Annotated in this window: 17 protein-coding genes; 9 read left to right on the top strand and 8 right to left on the bottom strand. The window is 64.6% G+C overall.

Translation table 11 applies throughout. From position 1 onward, the window contains the following. Window positions 1-80 precede the first annotated feature (80 nt). Window positions 81-2,117, top strand: a complete 2,037-nt coding sequence (locus tag AC0CMF_RS08220) for a DEAD/DEAH box helicase (protein WP_374628506.1) — start codon at window positions 81-83, stop codon at window positions 2,115-2,117. A 271-nt stretch (window positions 2,118-2,388) separates the two neighbouring features. Here AC0CMF_RS08220 and AC0CMF_RS08215 read toward each other — a convergent pair whose 3' ends face one another. Further along, window positions 2,389-2,811 carry a DUF4440 domain-containing protein gene (locus AC0CMF_RS08215; protein WP_050470907.1) on the bottom strand — a complete coding sequence of 141 codons (423 nt, stop codon included), beginning with the start codon at window positions 2,809-2,811 and terminating at the stop codon, window positions 2,389-2,391. A gap of 47 nt (window positions 2,812-2,858) precedes the next feature. Next, window positions 2,859-3,899, bottom strand: a complete 1,041-nt coding sequence (locus tag AC0CMF_RS08210) for a ligase-associated DNA damage response exonuclease (RefSeq protein ID WP_374628505.1) — start codon at window positions 3,897-3,899, stop codon at window positions 2,859-2,861. Between the two features lie 158 nt (window positions 3,900-4,057). Here AC0CMF_RS08210 and AC0CMF_RS08205 point away from each other — a divergent pair, with 158 nt between their 5' ends. Further along, window positions 4,058-6,589: a ligase-associated DNA damage response DEXH box helicase gene (locus AC0CMF_RS08205; protein ID WP_374628504.1), complete on the top strand. Its 2,532-nt coding sequence runs from the start codon at window positions 4,058-4,060 to the stop codon at window positions 6,587-6,589. Further along, window positions 6,586-7,317 (top strand): ligase-associated DNA damage response endonuclease PdeM, encoded by a 732-nt coding sequence (gene pdeM, locus AC0CMF_RS08200; protein WP_374628503.1) that lies wholly within the window; start codon window positions 6,586-6,588, stop codon window positions 7,315-7,317. Before AC0CMF_RS08205 ends, pdeM begins: the two co-directional genes overlap by 4 nt. A 19-nt stretch (window positions 7,318-7,336) precedes the next feature. Here the strand turns inward: pdeM and AC0CMF_RS08195 are convergent, their stop codons facing one another. The 3 genes from AC0CMF_RS08195 to AC0CMF_RS08185 all read right to left on the bottom strand — a co-directional run bounded on the left by AC0CMF_RS08195 (window position 7,337) and on the right by AC0CMF_RS08185 (window position 13,508). Continuing rightward, on the bottom strand, window positions 7,337-8,122 hold the full coding sequence (locus tag AC0CMF_RS08195; RefSeq protein WP_122519508.1) for a TIGR02186 family protein: 786 nt from the start codon (window positions 8,120-8,122) through the stop codon (window positions 7,337-7,339). Next, complete coding sequence (locus AC0CMF_RS08190) at window positions 8,122-9,051, bottom strand: sulfite exporter TauE/SafE family protein (protein ID WP_058897728.1); 930 nt, start codon at window positions 9,049-9,051, stop codon at window positions 8,122-8,124. The genes AC0CMF_RS08195 and AC0CMF_RS08190 overlap by 1 nt, the downstream gene beginning before the upstream one ends. A 119-nt stretch (window positions 9,052-9,170) precedes the next feature. Beyond that, window positions 9,171-13,508 (bottom strand): peptidoglycan-binding protein, encoded by a 4,338-nt coding sequence (locus AC0CMF_RS08185; protein ID WP_374628502.1) that lies wholly within the window; start codon window positions 13,506-13,508, stop codon window positions 9,171-9,173. A 370-nt stretch (window positions 13,509-13,878) separates the two neighbouring features. Between AC0CMF_RS08185 and AC0CMF_RS08180 the strand changes: the two genes are divergently transcribed. The 5 genes from AC0CMF_RS08180 to AC0CMF_RS08160 all read left to right on the top strand — a co-directional run bounded on the left by AC0CMF_RS08180 (window position 13,879) and on the right by AC0CMF_RS08160 (window position 20,572). Beyond that, window positions 13,879-14,343 (top strand): MerR family transcriptional regulator, encoded by a 465-nt coding sequence (locus tag AC0CMF_RS08180; protein ID WP_050470901.1) that lies wholly within the window; start codon window positions 13,879-13,881, stop codon window positions 14,341-14,343. Window positions 14,344-14,583: 240 nt separating this feature from the next. Further along, entirely contained in the window at window positions 14,584-16,374 is a 1,791-nt protein-coding gene (locus tag AC0CMF_RS08175; protein ID WP_374628500.1) for an acyl-CoA dehydrogenase C-terminal domain-containing protein, read from the top strand. Window positions 16,375-16,457: 83 nt separating this feature from the next. Then, window positions 16,458-17,096, top strand: coding sequence for a glutathione S-transferase family protein (locus AC0CMF_RS08170; RefSeq protein ID WP_374628499.1), 639 nt, complete (start codon window positions 16,458-16,460; stop codon window positions 17,094-17,096). 24 nt (window positions 17,097-17,120) lie between these two features. Further along, window positions 17,121-18,329 (top strand): acetyl-CoA C-acetyltransferase, encoded by a 1,209-nt coding sequence (locus AC0CMF_RS08165; RefSeq protein ID WP_094462236.1) that lies wholly within the window; start codon window positions 17,121-17,123, stop codon window positions 18,327-18,329. A gap of 23 nt (window positions 18,330-18,352) precedes the next feature. Beyond that, on the top strand, window positions 18,353-20,572 hold the full coding sequence (locus tag AC0CMF_RS08160) for a 3-hydroxyacyl-CoA dehydrogenase NAD-binding domain-containing protein (RefSeq protein WP_374628498.1): 2,220 nt from the start codon (window positions 18,353-18,355) through the stop codon (window positions 20,570-20,572). A 380-nt stretch (window positions 20,573-20,952) separates the two neighbouring features. Here the strand turns inward: AC0CMF_RS08160 and AC0CMF_RS08155 are convergent, their stop codons facing one another. Beyond that, on the bottom strand, window positions 20,953-22,611 hold the full coding sequence (locus tag AC0CMF_RS08155) for a lysine--tRNA ligase (protein ID WP_374628497.1): 1,659 nt from the start codon (window positions 22,609-22,611) through the stop codon (window positions 20,953-20,955). A gap of 225 nt (window positions 22,612-22,836) precedes the next feature. Between AC0CMF_RS08155 and AC0CMF_RS08150 the strand changes: the two genes are divergently transcribed. Next, window positions 22,837-23,250: a tellurite resistance TerB family protein gene (locus AC0CMF_RS08150; RefSeq protein ID WP_334250276.1), complete on the top strand. Its 414-nt coding sequence runs from the start codon at window positions 22,837-22,839 to the stop codon at window positions 23,248-23,250. 37 nt (window positions 23,251-23,287) lie between these two features. On the opposite strand, the gene apaG is transcribed toward AC0CMF_RS08150, so the two are convergent. Together apaG and AC0CMF_RS08140 are read right to left on the bottom strand one after the other, a co-directional pair. Further along, entirely contained in the window at window positions 23,288-23,680 is a 393-nt protein-coding gene (gene apaG, locus AC0CMF_RS08145) for a Co2+/Mg2+ efflux protein ApaG (protein ID WP_019962998.1), read from the bottom strand. Window positions 23,681-23,850: 170 nt separating this feature from the next. Further along, window positions 23,851-25,053: an O-succinylhomoserine sulfhydrylase gene (locus AC0CMF_RS08140; RefSeq protein WP_058897735.1), complete on the bottom strand. Its 1,203-nt coding sequence runs from the start codon at window positions 25,051-25,053 to the stop codon at window positions 23,851-23,853. Between the last annotated feature and the right edge of the window lie 6 nt (window positions 25,054-25,059).

Raw genomic sequence — 25,059 nt, 5'->3', positions numbered from 1 at the left:
TGCCGTATAGGGGGTTCCAACATGACGGGCACGCCGGACATATGAAGGCTGCTCCGCCCCCTTTTTCACGAAAGACACACATGATCGAGACGCACGCCGTTGCACCGGCGCTGGCCGCCGCTTTGGCAAAACGGGGCTATTCCAGCCTTACTCCGGTTCAGGAAACCATCCTGGCCGACGCCCCCGCAGACGCCGACCTTCTGGTTTCCGCCCAGACCGGCTCCGGCAAGACTGTTGCCTTCGGCCTCGCCCTTGCTCCGACGCTGCTTGGAGACGATGAACACCTCGGCCCCGCCGGTGCGCCGGTGGCCCTTGCCATCGCCCCGACCCGCGAGCTGGCCCTGCAGGTCAAGGCTGAGCTGACCTGGCTTTATGAGCAGGCCGGCGCCCAGACCGCGTCCTGCGTTGGCGGCATGGACCCGCGCGCCGAGCGCCGGGCTCTCGAACGCGGCGCCCACATCGTCGTCGGCACACCTGGACGCCTGCGCGACCACATCGAACGCGGCGCCCTCGACCTTTCCGGCATCCGCGCCGTGGTTCTGGACGAAGCCGACGAAATGCTGGACCTCGGCTTCCGTGAGGATCTGGAGTTCATTCTGGACGCCGCTCCGGAAGACCGCCGCACACTGATGTTCTCGGCCACCGTGCCGAAACCAATTGCCGATCTCGCCCAGCGCTTCCAGCGCAACGCCGTGCGCCTGACCACGATCAGCGGCCGCGAGCAGCATGTCGACATCGACTATATCGCCATGCCGGTCGTGCCGAACGAGCGCGAGAACGCCATCATCAACATTCTGCGCTTCCATGAGGCCCAGAAGGCCATCGTGTTCTGCGCCACCCGCGAGGCGGTGAACCGGCTGACGTCGCGCCTTGCCAACCGGGGCTTCTCGGTCGTGGCGCTGTCGGGCGAGTTGAGCCAGGCCGAGCGCAGCCATGCGCTGCAGGCCATGCGTGATGGCCGTGCCCGTGTCTGCGTCGCCACCGATGTGGCCGCACGCGGCATCGATCTGCCCAACCTTGATCTCGTCATTCACGCCGACCTGCCGACCGGCAAGGCTGCCCTGCTGCACCGCTCTGGCCGTACGGGCCGCGCCGGCCGCAAGGGATCGAGCGTTGTCGTCGTGCCCTTCCCGCGCCGCCGCGCCGCAGAGCGCCTGCTGCAGCTGGCCGGTGTGAAGGCCGAATGGCGTGAAGCCCCCTCTGCCAATGCCATCCGCGCCCAGGACAAGGCCCGTCTTCTTGCCGATCCGGTTCTGAACGAACCGGCAGAAGAAGAAGATCTGGAGACGGCCCGCGAGCTTCTGGCCGTGCATGATGCCGAGCGCATCGCGGCGGCCTTCGTGCGCCTGTACCAGCTGCGCCTGCCGCCGCCGGAAGAGCTGACGGAAGACAGCTTTGAAGCCCGCGGCCCGCGTGAGCGTGGTGACAGAGGAGACAGGGGCCCGCGTGATGACTTCGGTGGCGGCAAGAGCTTCGAAGTCCGCAACAAGTTTGAAGATGGCGTCTGGTTCCGCCTGTCCCTCGGCCACAAGCACCGCGCCGACCCGCGCTGGCTGCTGCCAATGATCTGCCGCGCCGGCCATGTGACGAAGAAGGAAGTGGGTGCCATCAAGATCGGCAACACCGAAACCCTCTTCGAGATCATGGGCGGCCACGCGGAGAAATATGCCGATGTGATCCGCCGCGATGGCTCCGGCGAGCGCGGTGTGGTGATCGAGCCCGCCGACGTGCGCGGCGGCTTTGCCCCTTCCTTCCGTGGCAATGACGAGGACGGCCCGAGCCGCTACGAGCGTGCCCGCGAACGCAACACCGGCCGTGGCTTCGGTGGCGGTGCCCCCGCTGGCCGTGGCGGCCCGGCTCCGCGCCGCAGGCGTTTCGAGGACGATGAACCGCGCCCGACGCATCCGGCCTTTGCCCCGATGGACGAAGCTCCGCTCGACCGTGGCCCGAAGCGCGGCAAGCGCGGCGCTGACGGCGGCGGCTTCGGCGGCGCACCAACCGGTGAAGGCTTCGCCCCGCGCAAGGGCAAGCCGGCCTTCAAGGAAGGCGGCCCGAAAAAGGCTGCCCACCGCAAGGGCGACGGCGTGAAGAAGAAGTCGAAGAAGCAGGACGGCTGAGGCAGGCGCCCGGTGAACTCACGTCATCGGGAACTGGTATAGGCCGCGCCACACACTGAGGTCGCCCCGGACGAAGCGCAGCGCAGATCCGGGGACCACTCGCTTGCAGAGCAATCAGATTTGCCCTCGCAGCGGGACATAAGACCGGGCAGGTCTGGTGCAGCGCTCCTGCCCAAACCCGCCTCTCTGCGAACGAGTAGACCCCGGCTCGCGCTACGCTTGGCCGGGGTGACTCAGAGCAAGGGGGGAAAGACGTAAAATCAGCTGCCGCTTATTGCTCGTTGACGATCATGGCAATGCGCCAGACCTCACCATCGGAGACGAGGTGATAGTGGCAGGTGAATTCGAAGACGCTTTCGCCATCGGCACTTTCCTGGCGCCAGTCGAGCGTGACCAGCGCCGTCGGGCCTGAGATGTGGGCAGAGACCACGTCAAATTCGGAATAGGAGATATTCTCCTTGTCGAGCGCATCCAGCAGGGCGTCGATGTTCTCCGCCAGCTCTTCCTCGTCATCAAAGACATAGCCCTTTTCCATCTGCCAGATGGTGGCAGGCAAGGAAAAGCAATCGATGAGCGCCTCTGCATCGGCATCGTTGAAACCGGCGAGATAATCCTCGAAAAGTTCCGCAATGGCTGCTTCCAGCTCCTGCTCGGCAGGTTCTGCGGTGTCTTCGATCTCGTTCTTGTCCGCCATGGCCGTCTTCCTGAAAGGGCGCGGCAGGTCTGCAGCGCGCCTCAAGCTTAAGTGTCAGTGTCAGCCGGGGCAGAATCGGTTTCGGTTTCATCTTCCCCGTAGCCGATCATATGGAGAGGCCGGGCCTTGCGTCCAACGGTTTCACACCAGTGCACCAGTGCCTCTTCGGCGCCATGTGTGACCCAGGTTTCCGCCGCCCCGGTTTCCAGCACAGTGCGGGTGAGATCGGGCCAGTCCACGTGGTCGGAAATGACCAGCGGCAGTTCGGCCCCGCGCTGGCGGGCTCTGGCACGCACGCGCATCCAGCCCGAGGCCACCGCCGTCACCGGATCGCCGAAGCGCCGCGCCCAGCGTCCGGCAAGTTCGCCGGGCGGGCACAGCACGATTTCCCCGGCAAGCTCCTTGCCAAGCCGCCCGACCGGCTCAACCGGCCCCAGCGCAATGCCCCGGCTCTGGTAATAGGCGGTGATCTTTTCCAGCGCGCCGTGGAGATAGATGGTCCGGTCATATCCGGCGCGGCGCAACTCCGCGATGACGCGCTGCGCCTTGCCCAAGGCGTAGGCCCCAACAAGATGCGTGCGCTCCGGAAACAGCGCCAGCGAGGCCAGCAGCTTGGCCATTTCCGCACCGGCATCCGGATGACGGAAGACCGGCAGGCCGAAGGTTGCCTCCGTCACGAAGACATCGCAGGGCACCAGCTCGAACGGCGTGCAGGTGGGATCAGCCTGCCGCTTGTAGTCGCCGGAAATGACCGCACGCGCAGCGCCCGCCTCCAGCACCACCTGCGCCGATCCAAGCACGTGCCCGGCAGGCTTCAGCGTCAAAGTCACGCCGCCCAGATCAAGCCTCTGACCATAGGCCAATGTCTGCCGCTGGCCGCAAAAGCCCTCGCCATAGCGCAGGGCCATGATGCCGAGCGTTTCTTCCGTCGCCAGAACTGCCCCGTGTCCGGCCCGCGCATGGTCGGCATGGGCATGGGTGATGATGGCCCGCGCCACCGGGCGCACAGGATCGACATGGGCGTTCGCCTCAGGGCAGAAGAGCCCTTCCGGCGTCAGATGCAGAAGGCTGGATGCGGCAATGGACATGGGGCAGAAGCATAGGGCCTTCGCGGCCATTTGCCAGAGGCGGTCAACATGCGGATTATTCCTGTCTCGAAAGAGCTTGGAGCGGCAACCGGCTGACCTATAATCAGAAGCCATGGCCCCAGGCCTTTCCTCTCACAGCCTCAGGCCACGGCCAGCCCTTGCACATGACCGCCTCCTCTCAGGATCAGCTTCTGCCCGAACAGTTCCGTGCCTGGTTTGCCGCGCGCGGCTGGAGCCCGCGTGAGCATCAGCTGGCCTTGCTGGATGTGCTGGGCCGCGGACAATCCGCGCTGCTCATTGCCCCGACCGGCGCGGGCAAGACGCTGGCCGGCTTCCTGCCGAGCCTCGTCGAGCTGACGGAACGGGGACGGCCGAAGCCGGGCACGGTTCAGGCGATGCGGCAGGGCGTGCATACGCTCTACATTTCCCCGCTCAAGGCGCTCGCCGTCGATATTGCCCGCAATCTGGAAACGCCGGTGGCGGAGATGGACCTGCCGGTGCGGATCGAGACGCGCACCGGCGACACCCCCACCCACAAGCGCCAGCGGCAGAAGCAGGCACCGCCCGATATCCTGCTGACAACGCCGGAACAGATCGCCCTGCTGCTGTCCGACCCCGCAGCCTCCGGCATGTTCAAGGGCCTGAAGACCATCGTTCTGGATGAACTCCATGCGCTCGTCACCTCCAAGCGCGGCGATCTGCTGGCGCTTGGGCTTGCCCGCCTGCGCCGTATTGCCCCGGATGTGCGGCTCGTCGGCCTGTCGGCAACGGTGGCAGAGCCGGATGACCTGCGCGCCTATCTTGTGGCACAGACGGATCCGGATGGCCGCCGCCTCAGCGAGCTGGTCACCGTCACTGGCGGGGCTGCACCGGATATTACCATTCTCGATACTGCGGAGCGCGTGCCATGGTCCGGGCATTCGGCGCGCTATGCGCTGGATGACATTTACCGGCTTCTCAAGGCGCACCGGGTGACGCTGCTGTTCGTCAACACCCGCTCGCAGGCCGAAAGCCTGTTTCAGGATCTGTGGAAGATCAACGAGGACACCCTGCCCATCGCCCTGCACCATGGCTCGCTGGATGTGGGACAGCGGCGCAAGGTGGAAGCGGCGATGGCCTCGGGTCAGCTCCGCGCCGTGGTTGCCACCTCGTCCCTCGACATGGGCATCGACTGGGGCGATATCGATCTCGTCATCAACGTGGGCGCGCCGAAGGGGGCAAGCCGCCTTGCCCAGCGCATCGGCCGCGCCAATCACCGCATGGACGAGCCATCCCGCGCCGTTCTCGTGCCCGCCAACCGTTTCGAAGTGCTGGAATGCCGAGCCGCGCTCGAAGCCTCCACCAGCGGCGGGCAGGACACACCGCCGCTGCGGCGCGGCGCGCTGGATGTGCTGGCTCAGCATATTCTCGGCATGGGCTGCGCCGGGCCTTTTGATGCCGATGAGCTCTACGCCGAAATCCGCGAAACGCAGACCTACCGCCATCTAGACCGCGAAACCTTTGCCCGCGTGCTCGATTTCGTGGCCACCGGCGGCTATGCGCTGAAAAGCTATGACCGCTACGCCAAGCTGAAACAGGGCCCGGACGGGCTGTGGCGCATCACCCATCCGCGCATTGCCCAGCAATACCGGCTGAATGTGGGCACCATTGTCGAAGCCCCCATGCTGAAGGTGAGGCTGGTGCGCGGCAAGGAGCAGGGCCGCCGCACGCCGCTGGGGCGCGGCGGCCGGGTGCTGGGCGAGATCGAGGAATGGTTTCTGGAGCAGCTTGCCCCCGGCGACACCTTCCTCTTTGCAGGCGAGATCCTGCGGTTTGAAAGCATCATCGAAAGCGAGGCCTATGTCTCGCGGGCAAAGGCCGAAAAGCCGATGGTGCCCTCCTATCAGGGCGGCAAGTTTCCGCTCTCCACCTATCTGGCCGATGGCGTGCGGCGGCTTTTGTCCGAGCCGGACCACTGGCCGGCCTTGCCGGATCAGGTGCGCGACTGGCTGGAACTGCAGCGGGCCAAGTCCCTGCTGCCCAGCCGCAGCGGCCTGCTGGTGGAGACCTTCCCGCGTGCGGGCAAGCACTACCTCGTCTGCTATCCCTTCGAGGGCCGCCTTGCCCACCAGACACTCGGCATGCTGCTGACCCGGCGGCTGGAGCGGCTGGGCGCCAAGCCGCTGGGCTTTGTCGCCAATGACTATGCGCTGGCGATCTGGGGGCTGGGAGATCCGGATCTTCTCATCCGTACCGGCCGTCTATCCCTCGATGCCCTGTTCGAGGAGGATCTTCTGGGCGATGACCTGGATGCCTGGCTGGCGGAGTCCAGCCTTTTGAAGCGCACCTTCCGCTACTGCGCCGTCATTTCCGGGTTGATCGAGCGGCGCCATCCGGGGCAGGAGAAATCCGGCCGCCAGGTCACGGTTTCATCCGATCTCATCTATGATGTGCTGCGCCAGCACGAGCCGGACCATATCCTTCTGCGTGCAACATGGAACGATGCAGCAGAAGGACTTCTGGATATCTCCCGGCTTGGTGAACTTCTTTTAAGGATCAAGGGTCGAATCACGCATACTCATCTCGCAAGAGTTTCGCCCCTGGCGGTTCCTGTTCTGCTGGAAATCGGAAGAGAACCCATTTATGGCGAGGCTCAGGAAAGCATCCTTGCAGAAGCAGCGGATGATTTGATCGGGGAGGCCATGGCATGACGGCGCTGAGACAGCCGGGACTGATGCGGCGCACCACGCCCGTGTGTCACGATATTGCCGTTGCCGGAACCCAGCTCGGTCTGCATGACAGCGGCGTCGCCTGGTGGGCCGAAGAAGCCACCCTCATCGTCGCCGATCTGCATCTGGAAAAAGCCTCCTCCCTCGCCCGCCGCGGCGTTCTGCTGCCGCCCTATGATACGGCGGCCACGCTGGAGCGTCTGGCACTGGTGATCGAGGCTTTCGACCCGTCGCGCATCATTGCCCTAGGGGACAGTTTCCATGATGCGGAAGGCTCGGACCGGCTGCCCGCACCGTACCGCGCCTTCCTTGCCACGCTGCAGCTCAACCGCGAATGGATCTGGGTCACCGGCAATCATGATCCTGTGGCGCCTGTGCGGCTCTGCGGGGAATGCGTCGACGATCTCACCCTGGGCGGCCTCACCTTCCGGCACGAGCCCTCAGAAGGCAACGGCGCTGCAAAGGGTGAAGTCTGCGGCCATCTGCATCCGGCGGCCAAGGTGCGCCGCTATGGCCGCTCCATCCGCCGCCCCTGCTTTGCCACCGATGGCACACGGCTGGTCCTGCCGGCCTTCGGCGCGCTGACGGGCGGTCTGAATGTGATGGATCCGGCCTTTGCGGCCGTTTTCCCGCCCCGCCGTTTCTCGGCTTTCCTTCTGGGAGCGGACAGGCTCTACCCCTTCACAGCCGCCAAGCTGATCGCAGACTGATCCCGCCAGCGGCTTACGCTTAATCCCTGCGGAAGACGACACCGGCAAGCCAGCCGGTGAAGACCGCCAGCGCAATCGCCGCAAGCCCGTAAAGCGCAGGCTGCTCATGCGCCATGTCGAAGGTCATCTGCTCGAAGCCGGTCTTGGCCACCGTCAGTCCCTTCTGATCCTGCGCCAGCATTTCTCCGCCCCTTAGAAGAAACGTGTCCACCGTATAGACGCCGACAGGCGTCGTCGCAGGCAGTGAAATGGTCGTGCGGAACATGGTCGGGGTCAGAAACTCCACCTTGCCCGGCTGGTCCACGTAGGTGCCATGCTCCTTGCGCAGCCGCAGAAAAGCGTGGCGGAAATGGGCTCTCTCGGCGAGCGGCATCTCGGAATCGGCCCTCATGGGCAGATTGACGTAGCTTGCCCCGATGCTGTTCTCCTCCAGCATCTGCCGCGGGCCCAGTTCGCTCGCCGGATCGGTCGAGGACATGACGTAGAATGAGGGCACGCCGTAAAACGTCTCGGCTTCCCGGTTGACCCACAGCACACCGAGAAAACGGCCCTTGCGGCGCGTCGTGACGTTTTCGGGCGGACCTTTCAGCACCACGGCGAGGTCATAACCGGCATCCGGCGCAGAAACGCCGGGCGGCAATTCCACCTGGCCGAAGACGACGATCTTCGCGCCGGTGAAATTCGAGGCGATGCTGACCGTGTCCGCGGACAGGGCCGTTACCAGACCTTCAGCGCGCGCTGCAGACGGCAGCAAGGCCCCTGCTAGCACACACACAGCCACAAGATGACGGGACAGCGAATGCATCACAGGCCCTCCCCCTTGCGCACGGCGACCGAGTAGAACTCGTCCGGCATGACGACAAGATCCACGGCGAACCGCACGCCAACCGCCAGCACCAGCAGCGCCAGGAGAAGGCGCAACTGGTCACCGCGCAGCTTCTGGCCCATGCGGGCACCGAACTGCGCCCCGATGACGCCGCCAATCATCAGCGTCAAGGCCAGCACGATGTCGATCGTCTGGGTGCTGATGGACAGGAACAGCGTGGCAAAAGCCATCGTGAAGAGAATTTGCATCAGCGAGGTGCCGATGACGATGCTGGTCGGCATGCGCAGCAGATAGATCATGGCCGGAACCATGAGGAAGCCGCCGCCGATCCCCAGAACCGTGCCAATGAAGCCGATGCCGGCACCAAGCACGATGATCGGGATGACGCTGAGATAAAGCTTCGACTTGCGGAAGCGCACCTTCAGCGGCAAGCCATGGATCCAGTTGTGCTGGCCGGGCTTGCGGGCCGCGCGGGCCGTGCCTGCCCGGCGCTGGCGGATCGCCCGCAGGGATTCCACCAGCATCAATCCGCCAACGGTGCTGAGGAACGTCACGTAGGACAGGGCAATGACCACATCGAGCTGGCCGATGGCCTGCAGCTTGCCGAAGAGCCAGGCGCCGACAGCCGAACCGGCGATACCCGCCGTGAGCAGGATGCCGGCCATCTTCATGTCGATGGCCCCGCGCCGCCAGTAGGTCAGCACGCCGGAGGCCGATGAGGCCACGGTTTGCGTGGTGACGGTGGCCACAGCCACGGCGGGGGGGATGCCGGAGAAAATGAGAAGCGGCGTCAGCAGAAAGCCGCCGCCAATGCCGAAGAGCCCGGACAAGAAGCCCACGGCGCCACCCATGCCGAAGATCATGAACATGTTCACCGAAATCTCGGCGATGGGCAGATACAGTTGCACGGGCTCAATACCGGCTTGCGGCAGCCGCGCGGGGCGCGGCGCCTGAACGGAAAGACACGTGTTAAAAGGGCTGCTTTTGCAGCCCTGTCAACCTTGGAATTTCAGCAATCTGCTCACATTCAGATTGAACGTCCGAGCAGAGCCCTGATCAGACCAGCATCCACGTTTCCGGTTACCGGAAGGTTGGCGCTGCGCTGAAAAGCTTCAATCGCAGAACGGGTCTTCGGGCCCATGGAGCCATCAGCCACGCCAGGATCGAAACCGAGCTTCTGCAGCAGAGCCTGAACCTGGATAACTTCGTTCACTTCCCCGCCCGCAGCGGCATTGACTGGCATGGCCAGCGCCGCCTCATCCCAGGCCGGATCCAGCAGAACCGTGTTGGCGGCCGGGTTAAGGTCCTTGAGCCTGAATGTCTCCACCGCAAGGCGGGCAGCGGCAAGGCCGCTGGCGTCGAGCATGTTGGCCACATCGTCACGCTTGCGGGCAGCTTCCGCGTCGCCGCCGCGCGCGGCAATGGCGAACCACTTGTAGCTTTCGACCAGATCCTTCTCGACGCCAATACCCCGGGCATAGAGGATGCCCAGATTGTAGAGGCTGTCGGCAACCCCGTGTTCAGCGGCCGACTTGAACCACTTGGCGGCCGCTGCCATGTCCGGCTGGGCTTCGGCGCCCTCGGCATAGATGACGGCGAGATTGTGCATGGCCTTGGCGTTACCGGCTTCCGCAGCCTTCAGATAGAGGTCGCGTGCCTTGGTGATGTCGCGCGGCACACCACGGCCCTTTTCATAAAGGCTGGCAAGGCGGTACTGCGCGGGAGCGAGCCCCTTGGCCGCTGCGCGCTCATACCAGCGGGCGGCTTCCGCCAGATCCGGCGTGACACCCTTGCCTTCGGTGTAATGAACCCCGATCTGGAATTCCGCTGCGGCGTTGCCAGCGGCAGCGGCGCTGCGCAGGGCCATCGGACCCGCCGTTTCCGGCGGCAGGGCACCGGCGTCGGCACCGGACTGCGGATCGGCGGCGGCGAGGCTGGCGGACGGCTGCTGCGGCCCGGTGACAAAAGGTGTATCGCCGAACTTGCCGCTGATCGCAGGCGGAGCGAAGGCGAGATCAGGTGCCATTTCCGGGGCCTGAACAGAAGGCTGGGCAGAGACCGCCGGCGGCACCTGGGCGGCAGGCACCTGCTCCAGCGGCATGGCCCCACTGGATGGCGGGGTCACATTGCGGGCGGGCGCTTCGGCCATCTGCGTCTGCCCGGCCGTTGAACCGGGCTGCGCCGTGGCCGCGTCCAGAGCCTCGGCAATGTCCTGCTCGGTCAGCTCCAGAACGGGCTGCGTGCCGGTGCCATCGGAAGCTTCCGCCAGCTGCTTGCCTTCGTCCTGAGCATCCGGAGCCGAAGCCGTATCGCCGCCTCCGGTCGACAGACGGAAGACCTGCAGCGTGCCGATTGCCAGAACGACCGCAGCCGCCGCCAGCAGGATCGCGCGCTTGCGGCCGGTGCCGAACAGGCTGCTGCCGCTGCCCGCTGCGGCTTCGTCGCGGATATCGGCAGCAAGGTCCGCCAGATCGAGATCACCTGCAGCCTTGCCCTCATCTGCGGGGGCCTTCTGCGGCTTGCCGACCATAGGCTCGATCTTGGCGCGGGTGCCCCCCTCCGCAGCCGCTTTCTCCGGCTTGCGGGCATCATCCTTCGCGGCAGTCCTTGCCACAGTCTTTGCCGTATCCCGGCGCAGGGCGCGGCGGAACCAGCTGGCGCGGCTATCGCCGGCAGCGTCCTCGCCTTCATCCTGCTCAAGCTTGGCCTGCTGCTGAACTTCGGCAGATGCTGCATGGGCTGCACGGCGGGCAGCAGCAATGAAATCGGCCTTGCGGTCGCGGGTGCGGTCGCGCGGGCGCTCTTGTTCGCCTGCGGCTGCGGCACTCTGCGGCAGGCCGGGCAGTGGAGCACGGCGGGCGCTGCTGCTCTCACCGGCCGGGCGGGAGGCGGTACCACGGTCCAGCGTGCTGCGTTCCAGCGAGTCGAGCCGGTCGGTGATGCCGGTCAGAATGGACTGGACGCCATCAAATGTGTTGCGCGTGCGCGTCTCGGAGCCCTGCGCAGCATCCATGAGACGGCGCAGATCGTCGCGCAGCGCGCCGATGGCACCGTCATATTCGTCCGTGGCCGGAGCCTTTTCGATCACGGCGCGGCGGGCAGCCTTTTCGGCCACCTCAATCACTTCCTCGCGGGTGGCGCGCAGATTGCTCTCGATGCGCGACAGCACCTTCTCAATGCCGGCAACGCTGGACAGGCGCCCTTCCGTTGCCTGCAGCTGATCCGCCAGCGCACTGATCTTGCCGGTGATCTGGTCAAGGCGCCGGTCATCGAAACTGTCGCCGCCCCGGGAGACGGCGTCCGCCAGTTCGCTGATGCGTGCCTCAAGCGCAGCCACGGAAGGCGCGGGCTGCTCGACCGAACGGCGGATCCCGGCGATCTCGCTGCGCAGCGCGGCCATGTCCTCGGCCGTGACGCTGTCACGCGGCGCGGACAGACGGCCGGACAAATCCGAAATCTGCCGCTCAAGCTGGGCCAGCATCTGCGCTTCAAAGGCACTGCCTTCGCCGAAGGACGGCAGGTTCATCGGCTGGCTGGCACGTTCCTCAATGCGGGCAATCTGGCTGTGGATGCCGTCGAGACGGTTTTCCAGCTCGGCAAAGGCGCGGTCATAGGCAGGCTGCGCCGTGCCGCCCTGCTCGATGCCGGAGAGCCGGTCCATGATTTCGTCGAGACGGTTGTCCACCTGGCCGAAGCGGGCATCGTCACGCCCTGCGCGGCCGTTCTCGCGCGACAGCATGCCGAAGATCTCCTCCAGCCGCCCGTTGAGGCGGTCAAGGGCTTCGGCATCCGGCATGCGGTCTTCCATCGCGGACAGCCGGTCATCAAGGCCGCGCTGCTCGCGCGCCAGGATTTCCAGCTCGTCCAGGCGGCTGGCGACAAAGCGGATGCGGTCGTCCACCGATCCGATGAGACCGGTAAAATCAACCTGCTCCACCAGCTTGCGCATGTCGCGCAGTTCCTGCCGCAGCGGCTCGATGTCGGGGCGCGTATGGGAACGCAGCAGGCTTTCCACCCGGTCGGAGATATCGCCCACCCGGCCTTCCAGCACCATCAGATGCTCGGCGCGCGGCAGCGAAGCAAGGCCGTCCTCGATCTCGACCAGACGGGCACTGAGATTGCGCACGACACGCGGATCAACGGCAGAACGGGTCAGTTCGTCCAATCGCTGCACCACATGGGCATAGCCCATTTCCAGCGACTTCAGCGTGCCATCCACATTGGTCTGGCCGATCAGCGTCTTCAGGCTGGAAATCTCGCCGCGCAGTTCCTTCGCCAGACGGTCGTTGCCACCTCCGGCACGCAGGCCCTCAACCATTTCCGCAAGGCGCCGCATCTCACGCCGGTCGCTGTCATCACGCCGGGCGGCGGGCATGTTGCCAATGGCTTCGCGCAGGGAGCCGATTTCCTGCCGCACCACATCCAGCGCCTCTTCCTGCGGATGGCGCAGGGCGTCGATGCGGCGGGCCAGATCCTGATAGAGATGGCGGGACTGCTCTTCCCCCTCACGGGCGGCCTGCTCAGCCGCAGCGCGGCGCGGGACAGGGCGGGAGCGGGTGTCCTGCGCCTCGAAATCTTCCTCGATCAGCCGCTCCAGCGGGCTGCCGCGGCGGCGTGGCTGTGCCGGGGCACGGCGCGGGGTGCGGGCGGCAAAATCGTCTTCGTCATCCAGTTCCGCGCCGGCTGCCAGTTCGTCGAAGTCATAACCGGGCACACCACGGCCCTTCTTCGGCGTCGCGGCACGCTGGGGGCGGCGGGCCTGAGGCCGGACAGAAGCATGGGCCGGAGCACGGGCGGGCGCCTCGTCCTCATAGTCCTCATCCTCGAAATGAGAGCCGTAAGCCCCGCTGCCGAAGTCTGCCTCATCGTCCGCCGTTTCATGAGGCCGGACGGGCGAGGACAGGGTTTCCACACGGCGGTCCAGACGCTCCAGCGCCTCGAGAACGGCGTCGATCCGGCCGGACGCGGCAGGGCGGGCGGGAGCAGCCTCACGGCGCGCACGCGCGGAGCGCTCGCCATGCTCTGCGGTGTCATGGGCCGGACGGCGGCGGTTTTCTTCGGGCTTGCGGCGGGCGCGCTGGCGGCTGTTCATCAGGCGGTCGAGCTCGCTCGCCACCTCTTCCAGTTCCTGCGCGGTTTCGGAGGCGTGGCTGGCCCGGCCAAAGTTGCCGGCAGCGGTGGATGTGCGCGTCAGACGCTCGACACGCTCCTGCGGACGCTCTGTGCGCAAGCCATAGCCCTCGTCAAAGCCGTCATCCTCTTCGTCATATCCCGGACCATCCCAGCCGTCATGGCTACGCCGGGCATATCCCGCGTCATGACGTACGCTGCCGCTTTCAGGCTTGCGGGTTTTCCAAGAGGACATTGACTGGACCTGGCCTTGCGGTCGTGCTGACCATTGAACACAAGAGATGCTGCAGAAGCCCGGAACGCGATACTGACTTGGCAACGAAGCAATTGATGAATCTTTGTCGTGTTAGGGTAAACACCGCGTTAACTGGCCCTGCATGTTGCAACAGCAGGCCCCCGGAAACGCGCTCTGGCGGGGCTGTTTGTCAAAAAATTGCGTAAGGTCACTGGACCATTCCGTATGCGTAAGGTAAGGCAGAGACAAGCAGGCAGTCTCGGGCCCTCCCTCCTCAAGGGCCGTGACGCCGGGGGCATCCGCCCGCATGCACGTCAGATTTTCCGCAGTACAGCAGGTTCGGCCACATGCGGACGGACAGGACAAGGCAATGAGCGAAGCACTTTCCATTCAGGACGGCAACGAGATTGCCGATGTCGTTGCCGCAGCCGACGACAGCACCAAGAAGACCCAGTTCACCATCGGTGACCTTGCCAAGGAATTCGGCGTCACCCTGCGCACCCTGCGCTTCTATGAAGACCGGGGCCTGCTGAACCCCAAACGTGACGGCCTCAACCGCGTCTACACCCGCCGCGACCGCGCCCGCCTGAAGCTCGTCGTCATGGGCAAGCGCGTCGGCTTTTCCCTGTCCGAGATCCGCGACATGCTGGACCTCTATGATCTGCGCGACGGTCAGGTGACCCAGCTGCGCGTCGCCCTCTCCCGCTTCAACGAGCAGATTGCCGTGCTGGAGACCCAGCGCAAGGACATCGATCAGGCGATTGAAGAGCTGTCGCGCACCGTCGCCATCGTCTCCGGCATGCTGAAGCACAAGGAAAACGAAGGCGGGGAGTGATCCCGGTCCGGCCGCCATTTTCTCCTGGAGGCGGCAAAACAGCGCGCCTGACCATCAAAACCGGGGCCTTCGCTCCGGTTTTTCGCGTTTCATGACACAGTTTTCATTCATTTCACGCAAAAACAGGCGTACCTTCCCCAAGGACATGGCTTGCCCGCCCGAAAATTGAGACGTATATATCGGGAGAGGTGACGTTTACGGAAACGTCAACTGCCAACGGTTACGTTCTGGGAGGAATTGATGCCGGCTTACCGTGCTCCCGTCGAGGACACCCTCTTCCTGCTCAATGATGTGTTCGGCTACGAACGCTACAGCAATCTGCCGGGCTTCGCTGATGCGACGCCGGATCTGGTGGAAGCCATCCTGCGCGAAGGCGCCAAGTTCTGCGAGGAAATCGTCCAGCCCCTGAACCAGACCGGTGACCGGGAAGGCTGCGTCCGCCATGAAGATGGGCGGGTGAGCGCGCCCAAGGGCTTCCAGGCTGCCTATGACGCCTATTGCGAAGGCGGCTGGGGCGGACTGTCCGTCAGCCCGGACTTCGGCGGCCAGGGCCTGCCGCACACGCTGGCGATGATCATGGCCGAGTACATGTCCTCCGCCAACATGGCCTTTGCCATGTATCCGGGCCTGACGGCCGGCGCCATCGCCGCCCTCACCCTGCATGGCACGGATGCGCAGAAGGAAATCTATCTGCCGAAGATGGTGGCCGGCACCTGGACCGGCACCATGAACCTGACCGAGCCCCATTGCGGCACGGATCTGGGCCTCATCCGCACCAAGGCGGTGCCGCAGGGCGACGGCAGCTATGCCATCTCCGGCACCAAGATCTTCATTTCCGCCGGCGAGCACGACATGGCGGAGAACATCATCCACCTTGTGCTCGCCCGCATCGAAGGCGCACCGGACGGGGTGAAGGGCATCTCGCTCTTCGTCGTGCCGAAATTCGTTCCTGATGCCAGCGGCGCACCGGGCGAGCGCAACGGCGTTTCCTGCGGCTCCATCGAGCACAAGATGGGCATCCACGGCAATGCCACCTGCGTCATGAACTATGACGGCGCACGCGGCTGGCTGGTCGGCGAGGAGCACAAGGGCCTGCGCGCCATGTTCACCATGATGAACGAGGCCCGCCTCGGCGTCGCGGTGCAGGGTCTGGCGCAGTCCGAAGTCGCCTATCAGAACGCCGTCATCTACGCCAAGGACCGCATCCAGGGCCGCGCCCTGACGGGACCGAAGGCGGCGGACAAGGCGGCAGATCCGATCATCGTGCATCCGGACGTGCGCCGCGTGCTGATGTCGATCCGCTCCTTCAACGAGGCCGCCCGCGCTCTGGTGCTGTGGACGGCCCTCAAGGGCGACGTGTCGCACCGCTCCGATGACGAGGCCGAGCGCGTCAAGGCCGATGACATGATGGGGCTGATGACCCCGGTTCTGAAGGGCGTGCTCACCGACACCGGCTTTGCCAATGCGGTGAATGCGCAGCAGATGTTCGGCGGCCACGGCTACATCGCCGAATGGGGCATGGAGCAGTTCGTCCGCGATGCCCGCATCGCCATGATCTACGAAGGTGCCAACGGTATTCAGGCGCTGGATCTCGTCGGCCGCAAGCTTCCGGCCAATGGCGGGCGCGCCGTCATGGCCTTCTTCGAAGAGGTCGGCGCCTTCCTGAAGGCCCACAAGGAAGACGAGGCGCTGGCGCCCTACACCAAACCGCTGAAGCAGGGGCTCGATCATCTGCAGGCCGCGACCATGTGGTTCATGCAGAATGCCATGAGCAACCCGGACAACGCAGGCGCTGGCTCCACCGACTACATGCATCTCTTCGGGCTGGTTGCCCTTGGCTACATGTGGGCGCAGATGGCCAAGGCAGCGCAGGCCAAGATCGCCAGCGGCGAAGAGACGGAGCGTTTCGAGGCCAAACTGACCTTCGGACGCTACTTCATGGAACGGACCATGCCGGAAACGGGCGCGCATCTGGCCCGCATCACCAGCGGTTCCGCCACCATGATGAACCTTGCGGCGGACGCATTCTAAGCCTTTGATACGCCATAGCCCCGGGCGCCATGCCCGGGGCAGCCCCGCCAAAGAAGAGCCCGCCGCTGCGGGCTGGAGGTTTCATGGCCGAGTATGTCCTGCATTGTTTCGCCCAGTCCGGCAACGCCTACAAGGTTGCCCTCATGCTCCAGCTTGCCGGAGCTGAGTGGGAAGCCCGCTTCTGCGACTTCTTCAACGGCGCCACCCGCACGCAGGAGTTCCGCGCCGAAGTGAACGAAATGGGCGAGATTCCGGTGCTGGAGCACAAGGGCCTGAAGCTCAGCCAGTCCGGCGTCATCCTTGATTACCTCGCCGAGGAACTGGGCGAGTTCGGCGCCCACACGGAAGACGAGGCCCGCGAGATCCTGCGCTGGGTGCTGTTCGACAACCACAAGCTCACCAGCTACACCGCAACGCTCCGCTTCCTGCGCCAGTTCGCCAGGACCGGCGAGACGCCGGTAACGGCCTTCTTCGAGGCGCGGGCCAAGTCCGCCCTTGCCATTCTCGACAAGCATCTGGACGGGCGCCGTTTCGTGGCGGCGGACCGGCCGACCACGGCGGATCTGTCCCTGTGCGGCTATCTCTTCTGGCCCGAAGAGATCGGCATCGACTTTACCCCCTATTCCAACATCGCCCGCTGGCTGGATGCGATCCGCGCCCTGCCCGGCTGGGTGCACCCTTATGAACTCATGCCGGGGCACCCGCTGCCCGCCAAGGCCTGACAAGAACCACATCAGGAGGAAACCATGCCCGAGGCCTATGTATTCGACCATGTGCGCACCCCGCGCGGGCGCGGCAAGAAGGACGGCAGCCTGCACGAGGTGACCGCCGTCCGCCTTGCCGCCACCGCACTGGAGGCACTGCGCGACCGCAACAAGCTGGACACCCGTCAGGTGGACGATCTGGTGCTGGGCTGCGTCGATCCCATCGGCGAGGCTGGCGGCGACATCGCCCGTGCGGCGGTGTTTGCTTCCGGATACGACAACTCGGTCCCGGGCATGCAGATCAACCGCTTCTGTGCCTCCGGCCTTGATGCGGTGAATATGGCTGCCGCGCAGGTCATGTCCGGCCAGCATCAACTGGTCGTGGCGGGCGGCGTGGAAAGCATGAGCCGCATCGGCATCGGCGCATCCGGCGGTGCCTGGCCGGTCGATCCGCAGGTGGCCCTGCCCTCCTATTTCATGCCGCAGGGCGTCTCGGCCGATCTCATCGCCACCAAATACGGTTTCACCCGTGACGACTGCGACGCCTATGCGGTGGAGAGCCAGAAGCGGGCGGCGAACGCCTGGGACAAGGGCTACTTCAACAAGTCCGTGGTGCCGGTGAAGGATGTCAACGGCATCACCATCCTTGGCCGTGACGAGCACATGCGCCCCGGCACGGACATGCAGTCGCTTGCCTCGCTCAACGCCTCCTTCGAGATGATGGGCGCCATGGGTGGCTTCGATGCGGTGGCCATTGCCGCCCATCCGGAGCTGGAAAAGGTGCGCCACGTGCATCACGCGGGCAATTCCTCCGGCATCGTCGATGGCGCTGCCGCCGTGCTGATCGGTTCGCGCAAGGCCGGCAAGTCGGCTGGCCTCAAGCCCCGCGCCCGCATCCGCGCCTTTGCCAACATCGGCTCGGAGCCCGCGCTTATGCTGACCGGCCCGGTGGATGTGACGGAAAAGCTGCTGGCCAATTCCGGCATGAAGCTGAAGGACATCGACCTCTTCGAGATCAACGAGGCCTTCGCCTCCGTGGTGCTGCGCTACCGGCAGGCCTTCGACCTTGACCCGTCCGTGGTCAACGTCAATGGCGGAGCCATCGCGCTCGGCCATCCGCTGGGCGCCACCGGCGCCATGATCCTCGGCACGGTTCTTGATGAACTGGAACGCCGCGACCTGAACACTGCCCTTGTCACCCTCTGCATCGGCGCCGGCATGGGCACGGCGACGATCATCGAGCGCGTGTGACAAGAGACCGGAGGAGACAAGCCATGACCTACAAGAACTTCACTCTTGAAACCGGCGCAGACGGCATCGCCCTGATCACCTGGGACATGAAGGACAAGTCGATGAACGTCATCGACCTGTCCGTGATGGACGATCTGGAAGCAATCGTCACCCAGGTGGCCACGGCGGACGCCATCAATGGCGCCATCATCACGTCCGGCAAGGCCGCCTTCTCGGGCGGTGCGGACCTGACCATGCTGGAAGGCCTGCTGAAGGGCTTCCATGCCGAGCGTGCCAAGGATCAGGAAGCGGCCGCAAAGGCGCTGTTCGAGGGTTCCCGCCGCCTCTCGCTGATCTACCGGAAGCTGGAGACCTGCGGCAAACCCTTCGTGGCCGCCATCAACGGCACCTGCATGGGTGGCGGCACCGAGCTGGCGCTCGCCTGTCATGCCCGGGTTGCCGCGGAGGATGACAGCTTCAAGATGGGCCTGCCGGAAGTAAAGGTCGGCCTCTTCCCCGGCGCAGGCGGCACCCAGCGCGTCATGCGCATGACCGATGCGCAGGCCGGCCTTCAGTTCCTGCTGCAGGGCCAGACCCTGCGCGCCGCCAAGGCCAAGCAGATGAGGCTGGTGGACGAGACGGCAGCGCCGAAGAAGCTGGTGGAGACCGCCCGCAAGATGCTGCAGGCTGGCGTCAAGCCGGTGAAGCCGTGGGACGAAAAGGGATTCAAGCTGCCGGGCGGCCCGGTCTATTCCCCCGCCGGTTTCCAGTTCTGGCCTGCCGCCAATGCCATCTACCGGCGTGAGACCCACGACAATTACCCCGGCGCCCGCGCTCTGCTGAAGTCCGTCTTCGAAGGGCTGCAGCTGCCGATGGATCTCGCCCTGCAGGTGGAAAGCCGCTACTTCGCCAATGTGCTGCAGAGCCCCGAAGCGGCGAACATGATCCGCTCGCTCTTCGTCTCCATGCAGGAGCTGAACAAGGGCGCCCGCCGTCCGCAGGACGTGAAGCCGAACAAGATCAAGAAGATCGGCGTGCTCGGCGCCGGCTTCATGGGCGCGGGCATTTCCTATGTCACGGCCAAGGCCGGGATCGACGTGGTGCTGATCGACCGCGATCAGGCCGCCGCCGACAAGGGCAAGGCCCATTCGGACGAGCTGATGAGCAAGGCCGTCTCGCGCGGGCATGCCACGGCGGAGGAAAAGGAAAAGCTCCTCGCCCGCATCACCCCGACGGACAACTATGACCTTCTCGCCGACTGCGATCTGGTGATCGAGGCCGTGTTCGAGGACCGTGAGGTCAAGCGCGTGGTGACGGAAAAGGCCGAGGCGGCGATGAAGGCCCGCGCCATCTACGCTTCCAACACCTCCACCCTGCCGATCACCTCGCTGGCGGAAGCCTCGTCCCGCCCGACGAACTTCATCGGCATCCACTTCTTCTCGCCCGTCGACAAGATGATGCTGGTGGAAGTGATCCTCGGCAAGAAGACCTCCGACAAGGCGCTGGCCATGGCGCTGGACTATATCAAGGCCATCAAGAAGACGCCGATCGTCGTCAACGACAGCCGCGGCTTCTACACCTCGCGTGTGGTCATGACCTATGTCCGCGAAGGCCTGATGATGCTGGCCGATGGCGTTCCGGCGGCCATGATCGAGAATGCGGGCAAGATGGCCGGCATGCCGGTCGGCCCGCTGTCGCTGGGTGATGAAGTGGCGCTGGACCTTGCCTGGAAGATCGTCTCGGCCACCCGCAAGGACCTTGGCGTCAACTATGTGGAAGGCCCGCTCGACAACATCCTTGAGGAGATGGTGGTCAAGCGCGAACGCTTCGGCCGCAAGAACCGCAAGGGCTTCTATGACTATGCAGGCAAGGAAAAGAGCCTGTGGCCCGGCATTCCGGAGGTCGTGGGCAAGCCCAAGGCAGCCGATCACTTCAACATCGAGGAGCTGAAGCAGCGGCTGCTGGTGATGCAGGCGCTGGAAACCGCCCGCATCTTCGAGGAAAAGTGCCTGACGGACGTGCGCGAGGCCGATGTCGGCTCAATCCTCGGCTTCGGCTTCGCCCCCTATACCGGCGGCACGCTGAGCTACATCGACATGATGGGCACCCATGCCTTCGTGGAGCTGTGCAAGAAGTTCACCAAGAAGTGGGGCCCGCGCTTCAAGCCCAACCGCCTGCTGCGCGAGATGGCCAAGACCAACGAGAGCTTCTACGGCAAGTTCCCGCCCAAGGCCGAAGCCGCCGTCACGGCGGATGCAGCCTGACAGGTTCTGCTAGTTAACCTCGACGCCCGGCCATGTGCCGGGCGTTTTGCTTTCTACGCTGTTCACCTACGCGAAGCAGTGATGGAACGGGCATGTCGCGGGGCTGCCCGTCTGGAGAGATCACGGCATGGATGCCATGGTCGAGCCATGGCATGACGGAGCGAGTGGTTGAGGCTTCGAGACAGCTCTTCTGCGGATACGGCCCCACATGCTAGGCGAGATTTCCGCACAAACCTCCCCATTTTCGTCATGCCATGGCTCGACCATGGCATCCAGGCCGTTACCCGTCATCACGAGAAGCGGTGCGCCCTGCCCAAAAAAACAAAACCGCCGCAGCCCTTGCAGGCTGCGGCGGCTCAAAACGTCAAAACTCCAGAGGCTCAGGCGGCCAGCTCGCCGCTGAGGGCCTTGGCGATGAGCGCGCGGGTCTCGGCGATGCCGTAGAGTGCCACGAAGGAGCCGAAGCGCGGGCCCTGTTCGAGGCCCAGCAGCACCTTGTAAAGCGCCTGGAACCAGGCCACCGACACGCCGGGGCCGCCGTCCGGGCTCTTCTTCGTCTGGTCCTGATAGCGCTCGATCTTGCGCGCCACATCCAGCACGGCATCCTGAATGGTGTTGCCATCGGCACCGGCCGGCAGGGCGGCGAGCGATGCATCGAGCGCCTCGAGAGCGGCCCGCTCCACATCGTCCGGTGCACGGAACTGCTTGGACGGCTTCACGAAGTCGTCGAAGTAGCGGATCGCATAGGTGACCAGTTCGTCCAGCTTCGGATGGGTGTCCTTGGTCACGCCCGGCGCATATCGGGTGATGAAGGCCCACAGCACGTCCTTGTTCTCGGCGTTGGAGGCCGAGACGAGGTTCAGCAGCATGGCAAAAGGCACCGGCGAGCCGGTCGCAGGCACGTTGCCGGAATGGATGTGCCAGGCCGGGTTCATCAGCTTCTGTTCCGGCGTCATCTCCGCGAACTTGCCCGCAAAGGCGAGATATTCGTCCACGGCACGCGGGATCACGTCGAAGTAAAGCTTCTTCGCGGTCTTGGGCTTCTGGAACATGTAGAGCGCAAGGCTCTCCGGCGAGGCATAGGTCAGCCACTCGTCGATGGTCAGGCCGTTGCCCTTGGATTTGGAGATCTTGGAACCGTCATCGGCCAGGAACAGCTCATAGACGAAATGCTCCGGCGGGGTGCCGCCCAGCACTTCGCAGATGCGGTCATAGACCGGCATGTTCGGACCATGGTCCTTGCCGAACATCTCGAAATCAACGCTGAGCGCCGCCCAGCGGGCGCCGAAGTCCGGCTTCCACTGCAGCTTCACCTTGCCGCCGGTGACCGGCAGGGTCACGTCGGTGCCGTCCTCATCCTCAAACGTGATGGTGCCTTCGCGGGCGTTCACGTCCTTCATCGGCACGTAGAGCACGCGCCCGGAGAGGGGCGAAATCGGCAGGAACGGGCTGTAGGTAGCGCGGCGCTCTTCACCGAGCGTCGGCAGCATCACGTCCATCAGTTCCTGATACTTCTCGACGGCCTTGAGCAGGATGCCATCCAGCTTGCCGGACTTGTAATACTCGGTCGCGCTGGCGAATTCGTACTCGAAACCAAAGGTGTCGAGGAAGCGGCGCAGCATGGCGTTGTTGTGGTCGCCAAAGCTCTTGTAGTCCCCGCCGAAGGGGTTCGGCACCACCGTCAGCGGCATCTGCAGATAGGGCTTCAGCGCTTCCTGATCCGGCACGTTTTCCGGGATCTTGCGCATGCCGTCCATATCGTCGGAGAAGCACAGCAGGCGGGTCGGGATCTTGTCTTCGGTGAGGATGCGGAAGGCCGTGCGCACCATGGTCGTGCGCGCCACCTCGCCGAAGGTGCCGATGTGGGGCAGGCCCGAGGGGCCGTAGCCCGTTTCGAACAGGACCGGGATCGAGGGATCACGTTTCTCGATGCGCTTCACCAGTTTGCGGGCTTCCTCGAACGGCCAGGCCTTGGAGGTCCGGGCCGCCTCGACAAAAGCGGGCGACAGGTCAAGCGAAGGGAGGGAACGTTCACTCATAATCTCAGATGGTCCGTGATGTTTTCGGGAATCCGGTTCCGTTGCCCGCGAGATCCTGCGGGCGGCCGGAGCGCGGACACTAGAAAAGCCACGGGCTTGCGTCAATCAAACTCTGGAGGCTGGCTGACGGCAGAGACACAAATATTCGCTGCCCTTCTTGAAGGCAGCCTGCCGAAGCATTACCCATTGGGCCTTGAAACTGTTCAACAGGACCGTGCAGCCACAATGAGCAAGCCGTTCAGCATCCAGGAAGCCCTGATCTATGTCATGGTCATCACATCGGCCTCTGATGGGCTGATGACCGACAATGAGCTTGCCACCATCGGCGACGTGACCCGCATGCTGCCGGTGTTTGATGGTTTCGACCCGGCCAACGTGCTGCCCGCAGCCCAGCGCTGCACCCAGTTGCTGCAGGCCGAGGACGGCATGAATGACGTGCTGACCATCATCGCCGAAACCCTGCCGCACCTACTCTATGACACGGCCTATGCGCTGGCTGTGGAGGTGGCAGCTTCCGACATTGCGGTCTCGAAGGAGGAAATGCGCATCCTGCAGATCCTGCGCGACCGGTTCCGCCTCGACAAGCTGACCTGCGCCGCCATCGAGCGCGGCGCCATCGCCCGCTACCGCCTCGCCTGAGAGGCCTCCGGCAGAGCGGGTTTGAGCGGAGTGGGTTTCAGTTCAGAAACCCGCGCCGGTTCGGAGTGTCCAGCGAGAAGGGCGGGATGGAGACATTCATCATGCGCCCGTCCGGCAGTTCCATCAGATAGGCGCCTTCCATGATGCCGGAGGGCGTGGTCAGCGGGCAGCCGGAGGAATATTCAAAGGCCTCGCCCGGCTTGATGACCGGCTCTTCCCCGACCACGCCTGGCCCTTCCACTTCCTGCATCTGGCCGTTGCCGTCCGTAATCAGCCAGTGGCGGCGGCGCAACTGGACCGGCACATCCCCGAGATTGACGATCTCGACGGTATAGCCCCAGACATAGCTCCCCTCTTCCGGCGAGGACTGGTCCGCCAGATAGAAGGGTTCGACTGTGACCTGTATCCCGTTGGTAACGGCCCGGTACATGGCCTTCCGGCTCCTCAACAATTCGTGAAGCGGATCAGGCTGTTGCCGGCTCCGCGTGTCATTTTCAAGATATAGAGCGCCGCAACGCGCCCGAAAAGTGCAAGCGTGCAAATGACTGACGGGGTGGAGTGCTTTCAAGCACTCCACCCCGTCCTGATATCGTCCCGTGCTCAGCGGGCTGCCGCCAGTGCCCGCTCGATATCCTCGAGAAGGTCCAGCGGATCTTCAAGGCCCACGGACAGGCGCAGCATGCCTTCGGTGATGCCCAGTTCCAGTCGCGCCTCTTCGGCAACGCTCTTGTGCGTGGTGGTGGATGGATGGGTGATCAGGCTCTTGGCATCGCCCAGATTGTTGGACAGCTTGATCACTTCCAGCGCATTGGTGAAGGCGAAGGCTGCCGCCTTGCCGCCCTTCAGCTCGAAGGCCAGCATGGTCGAGCCGCCGCGCATCTGCTTGCGGGCGACGGCGGCCTGCGGATGGTCGTCACGGCCCGGATAGATCAGGCGGGCAATGGCAGGGTCGCCCGCCAACCGGTCGGCAATGCGGGCCGCGCTGGAAGACTGCTGGGCAACGCGCAGCGGCAGCGTCTCCAGCCCCTTCAGCAGCACCCAGGCATTGAACGGGCTCATCGCCGGGCCGGTGTGCTTGACCAGCGGCAGCACCTCTTCCTCGATCCACTTGGCATCGGACAGGACGACACCGCCCAGGCAGCGGCCCTGGCCGTCAATGTGCTTGGTGGCCGAATAGACCACAACATCGGCGCCCAGCTTCAGCGGCGACTGGAAGATCGGCGTGGCGAAGACGTTGTCGATGATGACGCGGGCGCCAACGGCATGGGCAATCTCCGCGACGGCGGCGATATCGATCACATCCAGCGTCGGATTGGTCGGACTCTCAAGGAACACGGCCTTGGTGTTCGGCTTCACCGCAGCGCGCCACTGGTCCAGATCCGTGCCATCCACCAGCGTGCTGGTGACGCCAAAACGCGGCAGCAGGGTTTCAACGATGTAACGGCAAGAGCCGAAGAGCGCCTTGGCAGCAACCACATGATCACCGGCCTTGACCGATGCCATCAGCGCCAGATTGACGGCGGCCATGCCGCTGGCGGTGCCGATGGCCGCTTCCGCTTCTTCCAGCTCGCACATGCGCTGCTCGAACATGGCAACGGTGGGGTTGGAATAGCGCGAATAGACATAGCCCGGATCCTCGCCGTTGAAGCGCGCTTCTGCTGCTTCCGCATTGGCGTAGACGAAGCCCTGCGTCAGGAAGATGGCTTCGGAGGTCTCGCCATGCTGGGAGCGGACAGTGCCACCATGCACAAGACGGGTGGCCGGACGCAGGGGGCGGGAGGACGGGGTATCGGATGCGCTCATCGGTCT

It is taken from the genome of Pannonibacter sp. CBAS1226 (assembly GCF_055685825.1).
This window is presented reverse-complemented; position numbering and strand designations above follow the sequence as displayed.

Bases quoted from the DNA above. Each gene is read 5' to 3' on its own strand.
- AC0CMF_RS08155 (WP_374628497.1), bottom strand. From the start codon at position 22,611: ATGAGTGAACGTTCCCTCCCTTCGCTTGACCTGTCGCCCGCTTTTGTC.
- AC0CMF_RS08180 (WP_050470901.1), top strand. From the start codon at position 13,879: ATGAGCGAAGCACTTTCCATTCAGGACGGCAACGAGATTGCCGATGTC.
- AC0CMF_RS08175 (WP_374628500.1), top strand. From the start codon at position 14,584: ATGCCGGCTTACCGTGCTCCCGTCGAGGACACCCTCTTCCTGCTCAAT.
- AC0CMF_RS08140 (WP_058897735.1), bottom strand. From the start codon at position 25,053: ATGAGCGCATCCGATACCCCGTCCTCCCGCCCCCTGCGTCCGGCCACC.
- AC0CMF_RS08170 (WP_374628499.1), top strand. From the start codon at position 16,458: ATGGCCGAGTATGTCCTGCATTGTTTCGCCCAGTCCGGCAACGCCTAC.
- AC0CMF_RS08215 (WP_050470907.1), bottom strand. From the start codon at position 2,811: ATGGCGGACAAGAACGAGATCGAAGACACCGCAGAACCTGCCGAGCAG.
- apaG (WP_019962998.1), bottom strand. From the start codon at position 23,680: ATGTACCGGGCCGTTACCAACGGGATACAGGTCACAGTCGAACCCTTC.
- AC0CMF_RS08210 (WP_374628505.1), bottom strand. From the start codon at position 3,899: ATGTCCATTGCCGCATCCAGCCTTCTGCATCTGACGCCGGAAGGGCTC.
- AC0CMF_RS08165 (WP_094462236.1), top strand. From the start codon at position 17,121: ATGCCCGAGGCCTATGTATTCGACCATGTGCGCACCCCGCGCGGGCGC.
- AC0CMF_RS08160 (WP_374628498.1), top strand. From the start codon at position 18,353: ATGACCTACAAGAACTTCACTCTTGAAACCGGCGCAGACGGCATCGCC.
- AC0CMF_RS08185 (WP_374628502.1), bottom strand. From the start codon at position 13,508: ATGTCCTCTTGGAAAACCCGCAAGCCTGAAAGCGGCAGCGTACGTCAT.
- AC0CMF_RS08195 (WP_122519508.1), bottom strand. From the start codon at position 8,122: ATGCATTCGCTGTCCCGTCATCTTGTGGCTGTGTGTGTGCTAGCAGGG.
- AC0CMF_RS08150 (WP_334250276.1), top strand. From the start codon at position 22,837: ATGAGCAAGCCGTTCAGCATCCAGGAAGCCCTGATCTATGTCATGGTC.
- AC0CMF_RS08220 (WP_374628506.1), top strand. From the start codon at position 81: ATGATCGAGACGCACGCCGTTGCACCGGCGCTGGCCGCCGCTTTGGCA.
- pdeM (WP_374628503.1), top strand. From the start codon at position 6,586: ATGACGGCGCTGAGACAGCCGGGACTGATGCGGCGCACCACGCCCGTG.